This window comes from Rhodococcus sp. SJ-3, from assembly GCF_051918125.1.
In the GTDB taxonomy this organism is placed as follows: domain Bacteria; phylum Actinomycetota; class Actinomycetes; order Mycobacteriales; family Mycobacteriaceae; genus Rhodococcus.
Genome location: NZ_CM123306.1, coordinates 4508740 through 4520104 on the forward strand (window position 1 = coordinate 4508740; position 11365 = coordinate 4520104).

11 protein-coding genes and 1 tRNA gene are annotated in these 11365 nt (G+C 64.0%); 2 read left to right on the forward strand and 10 right to left on the reverse strand.

Translation table 11 applies throughout. The features are described 5' to 3' along the window. Positions 1-37: 37 nt before the first annotated feature. Both ACTDXD_RS20995 and orn read right to left on the reverse strand, forming a co-directional pair. Positions 38-115: transfer RNA gene (locus ACTDXD_RS20995), tRNA-His, on the reverse strand. 84 nt (positions 116-199) lie between these two features. Next, positions 200-799 (reverse strand): oligoribonuclease, encoded by a 600-nt coding sequence (gene orn, locus ACTDXD_RS21000; RefSeq protein ID WP_440124168.1) that lies wholly within the window; start codon positions 797-799, stop codon positions 200-202. Between the two features lie 86 nt (positions 800-885). On the opposite strand from orn, the gene ACTDXD_RS21005 reads away from it, so the two are divergent. After that, a complete protein-coding gene (locus tag ACTDXD_RS21005; protein WP_440124169.1) occupies positions 886-2454 on the forward strand; it encodes a helicase HerA-like domain-containing protein in 1569 nt (522 codons plus the stop codon). Positions 2455-2457: 3 nt separating this feature from the next. On the opposite strand, the gene ACTDXD_RS21010 is transcribed toward ACTDXD_RS21005, so the two are convergent. The 8 genes from ACTDXD_RS21010 to ACTDXD_RS21045 form a co-directional block, all read right to left on the reverse strand. Continuing rightward, on the reverse strand, positions 2458-3918 hold the full coding sequence (locus ACTDXD_RS21010) for a flavin-containing monooxygenase (protein ID WP_440124170.1): 1461 nt from the start codon (positions 3916-3918) through the stop codon (positions 2458-2460). A gap of 242 nt (positions 3919-4160) precedes the next feature. Then, positions 4161-4964: a mycolate reductase gene (gene cmrA, locus ACTDXD_RS21015; protein WP_440124171.1), complete on the reverse strand. Its 804-nt coding sequence runs from the start codon at positions 4962-4964 to the stop codon at positions 4161-4163. A 56-nt stretch (positions 4965-5020) separates the two neighbouring features. Beyond that, the gene (locus tag ACTDXD_RS21020) at positions 5021-5542 is read right to left on the reverse strand and encodes a hypothetical protein (protein WP_440124172.1); all 522 of its coding nucleotides are present in this window, start codon (positions 5540-5542) and stop codon (positions 5021-5023) included. A 189-nt stretch (positions 5543-5731) separates the two neighbouring features. Beyond that, a complete protein-coding gene (locus ACTDXD_RS21025) occupies positions 5732-6994 on the reverse strand; it encodes an ABC transporter substrate-binding protein (protein WP_440124173.1) in 1263 nt (420 codons plus the stop codon). Next, positions 6991-8103 (reverse strand): branched-chain amino acid ABC transporter permease, encoded by a 1113-nt coding sequence (locus ACTDXD_RS21030; RefSeq protein WP_440124174.1) that lies wholly within the window; start codon positions 8101-8103, stop codon positions 6991-6993. The genes ACTDXD_RS21025 and ACTDXD_RS21030 overlap by 4 nt, the downstream gene beginning before the upstream one ends. A 1-nt stretch (position 8104) precedes the next feature. Beyond that, positions 8105-8983 (reverse strand): branched-chain amino acid ABC transporter permease, encoded by an 879-nt coding sequence (locus ACTDXD_RS21035; protein ID WP_440124175.1) that lies wholly within the window; start codon positions 8981-8983, stop codon positions 8105-8107. A 9-nt stretch (positions 8984-8992) separates the two neighbouring features. After that, entirely contained in the window at positions 8993-9712 is a 720-nt protein-coding gene (locus ACTDXD_RS21040; protein WP_440124176.1) for an ABC transporter ATP-binding protein, read from the reverse strand. Next, positions 9709-10521 (reverse strand): ABC transporter ATP-binding protein, encoded by an 813-nt coding sequence (locus ACTDXD_RS21045; RefSeq protein ID WP_440124177.1) that lies wholly within the window; start codon positions 10519-10521, stop codon positions 9709-9711. The genes ACTDXD_RS21040 and ACTDXD_RS21045 overlap by 4 nt, the downstream gene beginning before the upstream one ends. 238 nt (positions 10522-10759) lie before the next feature. Between ACTDXD_RS21045 and ACTDXD_RS21050 the strand changes: the two genes are divergently transcribed. Continuing rightward, positions 10760-11365, forward strand: a complete 606-nt coding sequence (locus ACTDXD_RS21050) for a TetR/AcrR family transcriptional regulator (RefSeq protein WP_440124179.1) — start codon at positions 10760-10762, stop codon at positions 11363-11365.

An 11365-nucleotide genomic window follows, 5' to 3' on the forward strand; every position in this document is an offset into this window, starting at 1 on the left:
CCCTGACCGGTGTCTCCACTGGTCAGGGGCTTTCCCTTGGGGGTGAGTGACGGGACTCGAACCCGCGACAGCCAGGATCACAACCTGGTGCTCTACCAACTGAACTACACTCACCATCGCAATCGCGTACGGTCTTCGACCGCGTGCGCTTGCGGTACAGATACTAGCGTGACTTTGGTGGAAACACCGAATCGCCTGGTCAGGCGGGTCCGAGCTCCTTCACGACGGCGATGAGCTCGGCGGACGTCGGTCCGGGCTCGGGAACGAATGCGGTACGCCGGTAGTAGCGCAGCTCGCGGATCGATTCCTTGATGTCGGCCAGCGCGCGGTGCGAGAGCCCCTTCTCGGGCTGACCGAAGTAGATCCGCGGGAACCAGCGCCGGGTCAGCTCCTTGATCGAGCTCACATCCACCATCCGGTAGTGGAGGAAGCCGTCCAACTCGGGCATGTCCCGTGCGATGAAGGTGCGATCGGTTCCGATCGAGTTACCTGCCAGCGGTGCGGTGCCCGGTTCCGCGACGTGCTCCCGGATGTAGTCGAGCACAAGTTTCTCGGCCTCGGCGAGACTGACCGTCGAGCGGCGCACCTCCTCCGTGAGTCCGGACTTCGCGTGCATCTGCTGCACCACCTCCGGCATGGAGGCGAGAGCGTCGTCGTCGGCGTGGATGACGATGTCCACTCCGTCGCCCAGCACGTTGAGGTCGCTATCGGTGACCAGCGCGGCAATCTCGATCAGCTTGTCGCTGCCGATCCGCAGCCCGGTCATCTCACAATCGATCCATACGAGTTTGTCCTGCACGACTCACAGAGTAGCCAGGAGGAAGAACGGTTAAAGTCGTCGGTGGGGTGCGCCGAGGTCTGTCACACATCGATAGGGGAGATCGGATGGCCGAAACTTCGCGTCCGAGCACAACGATCGCCGACGGTTATGCCGTCATCGGAGAGGCACTGGAATTGGGTGCTGTCGTGCACGACGGCACAGTCGATCCCACAGCCCACGTGCGGATACCGTTGGCAACCCTGAATCGGCACGGCCTGGTTGCCGGCGCAACGGGCACCGGCAAGACGAAGACACTGCAGCTCATTGCCGAACAGCTCTCCTCTGCGGGTGTGCCTGTTGTGGTTGCCGACGTCAAGGGTGACCTGTCGGGGCTGTCTGCGGCAGGGGAGACGAGTGATGTGCTCGCTGCGCGCGCAGTGGACACGGGCGACGATGGGTGGAGCCCGACCGGTTTTCCGGTGCGGTTCTATTCACTGGGAACCGAAGGCGTGGGGATCCCCGTTCGCGCGACTGTCACCGCGTTCGGTCCGATCCTGCTGAGCAAGGTGCTCGAACTGAACGCGACCCAGGAATCCACACTCGGACTGATCTTCTATTGGGCCGACATGAACGGACTCGCCCTGCTCGATCTGAAGGATCTGCGCCAGACCATCGCGCACCTGACGAGCGACGAGGGGAAGGCAGAACTTCAGGGGATCGGCGGGATCTCCAAGGCGACCGCCGGCGTGATCCTGCGCGCGATCGTCAACCTGGAGGCTGCAGGCGGCGACACGTTCTTCGGGGAGCCTGAACTCGAAACCGAGGATCTGCTCGATGTCGTCGGTGGGCAGGGGATGCTCAACCTGATCGAGCTCGGTGATCAGGCAATGCGCCCGCAATTGTTCTCCACTTTCCTGATGTGGCTGCTGGCAGACCTGTTCCAAGCCCTACCGGAAGTCGGCGACCTCGACAAACCGAGACTGGTATTTCTCTTCGACGAGGCCCACCTGCTGTTCGCGGACGCCTCCGAAGCGTTCCTGCAGCAGGTCGAGCAAACGGTGAAGCTGATCAGGTCGAAGGGCGTCGGCGTGATCTTCTGCACCCAGCTGCCGACCGACATTCCGAACGCGGTGCTCTCGCAAGTCGGCGCGCGGGTGCAGCATGCGCTGCGCGCATTCACCCCCGATGATCAGAAAGCACTGACCAAGACGGTCCGTACGTACCCGATGACGGAGTTCTACGACCTCGAGGAAGCGCTCACGACGTTGGGAACAGGTGAGGCCATCGTCACGGTGCTCTCCGAGATGGGAACCCCGACGCCCGTTGCGTGGACGCGCATCCGCCCGCCTCGATCGCTGATGGACACGGTCGGTGAGAACGCCATGCGGGCGGCGGCGCAGGCGAGCCCGATGTACGGGAAGTACGGCCGCACCATCGATCGCGAGTCGGCATACGAGAAGCTCACCGCGACGGTGGCGGGCGCCCCGAACAACGATCCGGATTTCGAGGCGCCACCTGTTCCTGACCACGCCGCAGGGCAGGCACCCGCCGCACCGCCCGACGATGGACCGTCCCTCGTCGAGCAGGTGCTCGGCAGCAGTGCAGTGAAGGGGTTTCTGCGTTCGGCAGCGTCGGCGGCGGGCCGGGAGATCTCACGAAGCATCTTCGGGACCGGCAGGCGCCGCCGACGCTAGTCGCTAGACATTCGCGGTGACGCGCGCCTCGGGAGAGCGGAGGGTGCCCGGGATGCGTAGACGCTCGGTTCGTGTGGCGACGATTTTCTCCCCGGGTGCGTCCTCTGTATCGGCTTCGAAATCATTGCACAGGAAGGATTCTCGGGAATCGTCGAGAATGTCCAGCCATGGTGCGGGGAGCGGCGGTGCGGTGGTTCCGGTGAGGGTGGACGTATAGCTACGGTTGCGGTAGCCCATGATGTCGTCCTTCTTGTCCTTCTTCCACTGTTTGAACACTTCACCCTGGCGTTCGACGTGGAACTCGGGATAGTCGGTCGGTGCGACGAGATCCCGGATGTACGCGGCCTGGAAGTCGATGTCCTCGATCGGGTTGCTCAGGGCCTCTTCGCGGGTTCGCCACGACTCGATATCTGCGTCGCGTCCATCGAAGTCGGGCAACGCGATCCGTCCCAGTATCACGTCGCGCGCGTACCAGGCCTGGGCGTCGAACATGTTGAATGTGAAGTACTGGTCCTGCATGCCGAGGTACATCAGGCGCGGGTTGTTCTGGAAGAAGATGCCCTTGTAGATGTTTCGCGGGTACAATCGGTTGTTGGTACGCAGTCGCAGCTCGTCGGGTAGGAACGGGAAGTGGTGCTGGTAGCCGGTGCAGAGGACGATGGCGTCGACCTCGCGGGTGCTGCCGTCCTTGAAATGTGCTGTGCTGCCGTCGACACGCGTGAGCAGTGGCACTTCGGAGAACGCATCGGGCCAGTCGTGTCCCATCGGTGCGGAGCGGTAACTGAACGTGACCTCCTTTGCACCGTACTTGTAGCACTGCGTTCCGATGTCCTCGGCCGAGTAACTGCTACCGACGAGAAGCAGTCGCTTGCCTGCGAATTCGGCGGCGTCACGGAAATCGTGCGCGTGCAGGACGCGACCGGGGAACCGGTCGAGGCCCTCGAACTCGGGCACGTTCGGAGTGGAGAAGTGCCCGGTCGCGACGACCACGTAGTCGAACTCGTCGGATTCGAGTTCGCCCTTGTCGTGGTCCATCACGGTAACGGTGAACTTCTCGGTCTGCTCGGAGTAGTCCACCCACCGCACCGCTGTGTTGAACCGGACGTACTTGCGCACATCGCTTTTCTCGACCCGACCCATGATGTAGTCGAGGAGGACCGCGCGCGGCGGGTACGAAGGGATGGGTCGTCCGAAATGCTCCTCGAAGGAATAGTCGGCGAACTCGAGGCATTCCTTGGGGCCGTTGGACCACAGGTACCGGTACATGCTCGCGTGGACCGGTTCGCCGTGTGCATCGAGGCCGGTGCGCCACGTGTAGTTCCACATTCCGCCCCAGTCCGCCTGCTTCTCGAAGCACACGATGTCGGGGACGTCGTCGAGACCGGCTTTCCGTGCTGCCTCGAAGGCGCGCAGCTGCGCGAGCCCACTCGGTCCTGCTCCAAGAATCGCGATCTTCGGCGACAATGCACTACTCCCTGTGTTTGTGAAAATTTTCCGTAACTACTTGTTAACACAGGTATCGATTTGTGGGAATTTTCGAGACGCATGCCGACTGCGCTCGGGTTGACAGGGAAACAGCAGATGGGAGCAGGTGAAACGAAGTGGGAAGCACGCCCTCGGAGAGTGAGGGGGATCACTGTAATACGACGGGGCCGGCGTCCGATGCGAGATGCGCCGGACGCCGGTCTGGGGAGCAGGTGGAGGCGTCAGCCTCCGAGTTTCTTGTAGAACGCGCCAGCGATAGGGGCGGAGATGGACCGGGGAGAGAACTGTCCCGCCGCCGACATCGCCTTCGAGATCAGGCCGGGAACGATGCGCATGCGGTTCTGTGCGAGCGCGTCCAACGACACCTTCGCGGTGTGTTCGCTCGAAATCCACAGGAAGTCGGGAACGATCCGATCGACGATCGACGCCTCGGACGGATCCGGCACCTCGGTGCGCACAGGTCCGGGAGCCAGCAGGGTGACATGCACGCCACTGCCCTTGAGTTCCCCGCGAAGCGATTCGGAGAAGGTGTTCACGAACGCCTTGGTCGCGGCGTAGGTCGCGTTGTTGGGGATCGCCATGTTGCCTGCTGCAGACCCGACCATCAGGATCGCGCCGGACCTGCGCTCCACCATTCCCGGAAGAACAGCGAGCGTAAGATCATGCACCGCAACTGCATTGAGTTCGACCTGCGCGCGCTCGTAGGACGGGTCCAGCTCGGCCACAGCACCGAACGTGGCGATACCCGCGTTGTTGCACAGAATGCTGATCCGTCGCGAGGACAACTCGTCGACGAGATCGGTACGGGATTCGGGGTCGGACAGGTCGCACGCGCGCACGTCGACTTCGACGCGGTGTGCGGACCTGAGCTCGGTCGCGAGCTTCTCCATGACGTCGCCACGTCGCGCAACGAGGATCAGCGAATGCCCGCGCGCCGCGAGCTCGGTGGCCAGAGCCTCGCCGATACCGGAGGAGGCTCCGGTGACAACGGCACGGGCATCGGGGTGGGGGTTCGGCAGAGTCACGGCGTTCAGCCTAGCCGGGCAGAATCTCTCGTTCGAACGGCCGACCCCTGTGCCGGTCACGCGTTCTTCTTGTCTTTCTTGGCCTGACGGCGTGCACCCGCGGCGATCGTCGATGCTTCGTACTTCTTGCGGCCGGAAGAATCACGGGTCGAATCGACGCGCGATTTTCCCGCCGATTTCACTTTGCCCTTTCCCGCGCCGCCCTTTCCTTCAGCACCGTCCGATGACACGGGGGAGTCGCTTCTGGCGAGCGCCAGCCGTTCTTCCTTGAGTTCGCGAGCAGACTGCCGTGCAACCTTGGCCAGTCGACTGCTGACTCGCGCAAGTGCATCTTCGAACAACTCGGCCTTACCGGCATTGCGTTTGTTCGCTGCACGACCCGAGGCGCGGGACTTCTTCTCACCGACCTTGTCTGCGCCGCTTCTGCGGTAGAGCTTGACGTACTTGTTGCGCGCCCGACGGGTCCGAGTGTGCAGGTCGATGAGGTCGTCTTCGGTGAGTTCGGCAATCTGCGACTTCTTCGTTTCCCGGATGAGAACGAATTCGTCCTCGGACAGCGTGTTCACAAGCTTTGCCATCTGGATTCCCATCGTCGCGACAATTCGCTGCTACGCAGCAGACTATCGGAAGGGACAGGTCGGCGACCGGTCTTCTCGTACAAGAGAGCAGACCTTGTCCGATCGCAAATTCCGGTCGAACGAGAGAGGGGTCGGTCGTCCCCCGATGACGACCGACCCCGCACCCCGAGATCCGATCCGGAGTGACACTTATCCTGCTGCGTACTCGACGACGGGGTCGCCGGGAGCGTCGGTGGTGGTGTAGGACGGCCCCATGTACTCCTGGATCCCGCCTCGGACCTGGTTGATGCGCGCCCCGCCTGCCCCCGCGTGATCATCGGCCGAGAAGCGGAACGGGACGAGGTTCGGCCCGTCGAAATCGTTCTCGGAGATCGCGGCGACGATCGATTCTCGGGTCGGATTCTCCCCGGCCGCTTCGAGCGCCTGCACGAACAGGTGCGCCATCGACATTCCGTAGACGATGTTCCCGTCGAACTGGGCGCCGTCGTTGTACTGGTCGTTTATCTCCCGGAAGAGGGTTGTCCACTCGTCGTTCTCACTGAAATGTGACGGTAGGTAGTTGGTGCTCAGCAGACCTTCCGCAAGTGGAGCGGCTTCACCGAGCGTCGCGGACAACGTCACGAGATCGCCCCCGACCGACGCAGTGGTCCATTGGGGAGCGAACCCCAGACGAGCTGCAGTGCCGATCGCCAGCGCGGTGAAGCCGGGGATCGTGGCCAGCATGACCACCTCGCAACCCGCGGCTCGAAGAGCCCCGATCTGAGGTGCGACGTTGGTGTTGCTCGTGGAGTAGGTCTGGCGTTCGATGACGTTCTCGGCCCCCACGATCTGCTCGACCCCGCCGAGGTAGTCGGCTCCGAAGTCGTCGTCCTGGCCGAATGTGCAGATCTGCTTTCCCGGCAGGTTCTTCTGGACGTAGTCGGTCATGACCTTCGCTTCGACCGTGTAGTCGGCGTTGAACCCGAACGTCAGCGGGTACTTGTCGGGCTGGTTCCAGGTGCGCGATCCGGATGCGACGAAAAGGTCGGGCACTCCGTTGGTGTCGAGAAAATCGAGAACACCAGAGTGGGTGGGTGTGCCGAGACCACCCAGGATCGCGAACACCCGGTCCTGCAGCACCAGTTCGCGCACCACCTGTTGAGTGTTCGCCGGGTTGTAGCCGTCGTCGAGGACCTTGTATTCGATGGTGCGCCCGTGTACACCACCCTGCTCGTTGACGTGGTCGAAGTACGCCTGCGTGGCGGCCGGAATCTTCGAATAGCCGGCCGCAGCAGGACCGGTCATCGGCATGTGGGTGCCGATGAGGACCGATGTGTCGGTGACACCGGTGGTGTCACCCTCGCCGGTGGTGCCGTCCGTCGCGCTGGTTCCGCTGCCGCATCCGGCCGCGGTGAGAGCCACGGTCGCCGCGAGTGCGACGATCGGGATCAGGTGTCGCCGGGATCTGATCATCTGTGTGCCTCTGCTTTCGGTGTGGTGGAAACGGGGATGGTCGCGGGAACCGAACCTGATCGGTGGCGCGGGGAGCGCCCGCCCGGTGACACGGCGTGCACAGCGCGAGAGAGCAGGCCATGAAGACCTGACGGAGCTACGAGCACGACGGCGATCACGGCGAGACCGAACAGCGCGATCGCGAGATTGCCGTCGAGGCGTTCGGCGAGGGCCGGGGACATCTGCAGTGAATCGGTGACTGTTGCGACCAGTGCGGGCAGCACGACCAGCAGCACTGCGCCGCACACCGCGCCGAGTAGGGAACCGACACCCCCTACGACGACACCCATGAGCAGGAACAGCGAGAATGTCACACCGAACGCACCGGGCGACACGCTCTGCGTCACCATCGCCAGGACGCCGCCGCCGAGCCCCGCTGCTCCGGAACTCGCCACGAAAGTGGCGATCTTGGTGCGCGTGACGTCGATTCCGGCAAGCCGAGCGGCGATCTCGTCGTCGCGGACCGCCTGCATTCGTCGCCCGAAATCACCGGAGATCAGGTTGGAAAGCGCGAGGACGGTCACCGTGGCAGCGAGCACCGCTACGGTGGCCTGCCACTGTTCGACGGTGAACAGCGAGGCGATCCCGGTCGGCGGGCCTTCGACGTACGCCCACAATCCTTGATCTCCGCCGAGAAGCCCCGAGAACGTGGTGGTGATCGACGGGATCGCAACGACGAGCGCGAGGGTCAGGCCCGCCAGATACGGGCCGTGCAGCCGTGCGGCGGCCGCACCGAGGATCACCCCTAGAGCCGACGTGAGTACGACCGCGGCGGCCAGCGGGACGAGCAGTACTGCGATGCCGGTGCTTCCCGCGTCGCCCATGCTGTTGGCGGTGAGTGCGAAGGTGTAGGCGCCGAAGGCCATGAGTGCTCCGTGGCCGAGTGAGAGCTGGCCGTTGCGTCCGATGAGCACCGTCAAACCGGCTGTGGCACACGCGTACGCGGCGATGGTGGCCAGCTGGTAGTTCCGGAACGGGGGCAGGACGAAGATCGCAACGATCACCACTGCGGTTGCAGCGACGATCCACGCCGTACGGGTTGCGGAGGCGGCGAGTTGTGTCGACAACATGTCAGACCTGCCTTGTTGCTGTGCCGGAGAAGATGCCATTGGGTCGGATGAGCAGCACTCCGATCAGTGCGAGGAGTACCGCGATCGGCGCGATGCTTCCGCTGAGATAGCCGCTGACGTAGCCGAGTAGCAGTCCGGTGACCAGGCCGCCGATGACTGCGCCGACGGGGCTGTCGAGTCCGCCGATGACGGCGGCGGTGAAAGCGAAGATGAACACCAGATCGACGGCGTGGGGGTTGAGTCCGAGCTCGGTGGGGACGACCAGCAACGCAGCAAGGGCGCCGACGGCGCCGGCCAGGGCCCAGCCGAGGGTGAGCATCGCTGAGACCTTCACGCCCAGCAGCCGCGACACATCCGGTGAGAATGCGGATGCGCGCATCTTCAGGCCGATGTCGGTCCGGGTGAACAGGACTGCCAGCGCGAGGACCACGATGCCGACCGTGGCGAACACGAAGAGGTCGTAGGGGGAGAGCAACGCGACGTCGCCGACGCGGAACGGCTCGCGGGCAAAGGGCAGCTGCATCGGACGGAAATCGTTGCCGAAGAGCATTCCGAGGACAGCGTGCAAAACCATCACCAGGCCCAGCGCGACGATGACCGCGGACAATGGGCGCTTCGGGTCTAGTCGCCGCATCAGTACCCGCTCGACGAGCGCGCCGAGGACGAAACCACCTGCTACGGCAGCGATGAGGCCGTACCAGTACGAGCCCGTTGCTGACGTGACCGAATATGCGATGTAGGTCGTGGCCGCTGCCATCGCACCCTGCGCGAAGTTGATCACCCGGGTACCACGCCAGATCAGGACGAGAGCGAGGGCGAATGCAGCGAAAACGGCGCCGCGGGCGAAGCCGTCGACGGTGAGAAACAGGAATCTGTCCATGGTGCCTCCTCAGAAACCCAAGTAGGTGGTACGGAACTCGGGATCGTGTGCGAGTTCGGCAGCGGATGTGGCGGCCGCGACGCGCCCCAGTGAAAGCACGATCGCCTGATCGGAGACGGGGAGAGCGCTGTGGACGTTCTGCTCGACGAGCACGACCGTGAGTCCGGTCCGGTCGCGCAGGTCGCGAAGGGTGGTCATGATCAGTTCGACGATGCGCGGGGCGAGTCCGAGCGACGGTTCGTCGAGCAACAGCAACGTCGGTCGTGCGACGAGGGCGCGGCCGATCGCGAGCATTTGTCGTTCCCCGCCGGAGAGTTGGTGTCCCGAGCTGTCGCGGCGCCGGGCAAGCGGCTCGAACATCTCGTACATCTCGGCAACTGCGCGCTTGGCGTCGGCGCGGTCCTTTCGCCACAACCCGCCGAGGCGGAGATTCTCGTCGACGGTGAGTTCGCCGATCACGCCGCGTCCTTCGGGGACATGAGCTACGCCGTGGTGGACCAGTTTTTCGGTCGGTACCCCGATCAGAGAAGTGCCGGAGACACTGATCGAGCCCTGGACAGTAGGCAGTGTGCCGGAGAGCGCGCGCAGCAGCGTTGTCTTGCCCGCTCCGTTGGGGCCAACGACAGCCGCGATCGTGCCCGACGGTACCTCGAATCCGACGTCCTGGAGGACGGGTACGGGACCGTAACCGGCCGTGAGGTTTTCGACCGCGAGTAATGGAGTGCTCATGATGCCTCCCGGTCACCCAGGTACGCCTGTGCGACCACGGGATCGGCTTTGATCTCGTGGGGCGCGCCTTGCGAGATCACCCGGCCGAAGTCGAGGACCGCGATGTGGTCGCACACCGACATGATCAGGTCGACGTTGTGCTCGACGAGCATGACGGAGACGACGCTGTCCGCGCGCTGCGGCAGAGCTCTGATGAGCTCGCGCAGGTCGTCGATATCGGTCTGATCGAGTCCGCCGGCGGGTTCGTCCAGAAGTAGCAGGGTGGGGTCGGAGATGAGTGCGCGCGCCATCGCGACCTTCTTTGCGACCGGATAGGGAAGCGCAGGCGGGAGTGTATGTGCGTAGCTGCCGATGCCGAGGTCATCGAGCAGGTTCGAGGCGTCGGCGAGGGCCTGTCGATTGCGGTGGGCTGCGGGGGGTAGTCCGAGCATGCCGGCGACGAACGGCGAACGATGTCGCCCCGAGGCGCCTGCAGCGACGTTCTCGACGGCGGTGAGTCCGGCGAACAGGCCGAGACTCTGCAGGGTCCGGGAGACGCCGCGGGCGGAGAGCCGGTGTGGGACGGGGGTGAACGGCTTCCCGTCGAGTGACATGGTGCCGTCGCCGGGGCGGATGAAACCACAGATGACGTTGAACAATGTGGTCTTGCCTGCGCCGTTCGGTCCCATGATCCCGACGACGGACCCGGCGGGGACCTGCAGGGAGACGTCGTCGAGCGCGACGATACCTCCGAAGCGAACTCCGATACCGGCCAGTTCGAGTCGTGCGGTGTCGGCACTGTCGGTGCGAGAAAGGGTTGGTAGCTGCACTGGCGATGCACCTTCTGATTGGTGATCCGCGGATGTTGAGCGCGAACCGTGTTGAAGTTGAGATCGACATCACGTTCGGCGAAAGGTTACAACACTGAGAGTGTAGATTCCTACTGTCCGGCGAAAGTTGGCGATGTGGGTGGCGCAGCCAGGTGCGAAGTATGCGGCCGTGCCTCCGATCCACTGGCAGACTGTGTGGGATCCAGATGTGTCACGAACGAAGCGAGGAAGTGTGGGGATGAACGGCTCCGACGGCCGGACCGCCCGTGCCGAGCGCACCCGCCGGTTGGTCATCGAGGCGCACATCCGGCTCATCGAGGGCGGCGAACTGAAGCCCACCGGCGGGCAGATCGCAGAGGCTGCGGGGGTCTCACTTCGCGCGCTGTGGGCCAACTTCAGCGATCTCGAAACTCTGTTCGCTGCGACAGGGGAGGAGGTCTTGCGCCGTCAGGACTCACAGTTCGTACCGGTCGCTCCGGAACTGAGTCTTCCCGACCGGATCGACGCATTCTGCGCCCAGCGGGCGCGGCTACTCGAATACGTTGCGCCGCAGGCGCGGGCCGCTGGGCTTCGTGAAGCGGTCTCGCCACAACTCCGCGCAAATCGACTGCTGCACATCAATCGTGTGACCGACGAGATCGAGGTCCTGTTCGCGCGCGAGCTTGCCGTCTTGACTCGTCACCGCCGCACCCAGACAGTGCAGGCGCTCGGGATCGCATCCACATGGGCCTCATGGTCGGTGCTGCGCGACGAATACGAGCTTACGGTGGACGAAGCGGTCGCGGTCATGCGCCAATCGGTCTCTGCGCTCCTGGCAGCAGCTGTTCACGTCGCGTTGGGATGA

Coding starts and splice junctions, on each gene's coding strand:
- ACTDXD_RS21005 (WP_440124169.1), top strand. CDS start 886: ATGGCCGAAACTTCGCGTCCGAGCACAACGATCGCCGACGGTTATGCC.
- ACTDXD_RS21020 (WP_440124172.1), bottom strand. CDS start 5,542: ATGGCAAAGCTTGTGAACACGCTGTCCGAGGACGAATTCGTTCTCATC.
- ACTDXD_RS21035 (WP_440124175.1), bottom strand. CDS start 8,983: ATGGACAGATTCCTGTTTCTCACCGTCGACGGCTTCGCCCGCGGCGCC.
- ACTDXD_RS21025 (WP_440124173.1), bottom strand. CDS start 6,994: ATGATCAGATCCCGGCGACACCTGATCCCGATCGTCGCACTCGCGGCG.
- ACTDXD_RS21030 (WP_440124174.1), bottom strand. CDS start 8,103: ATGTTGTCGACACAACTCGCCGCCTCCGCAACCCGTACGGCGTGGATC.
- ACTDXD_RS21040 (WP_440124176.1), bottom strand. CDS start 9,712: ATGAGCACTCCATTACTCGCGGTCGAAAACCTCACGGCCGGTTACGGT.
- ACTDXD_RS21050 (WP_440124179.1), top strand. CDS start 10,760: ATGAACGGCTCCGACGGCCGGACCGCCCGTGCCGAGCGCACCCGCCGG.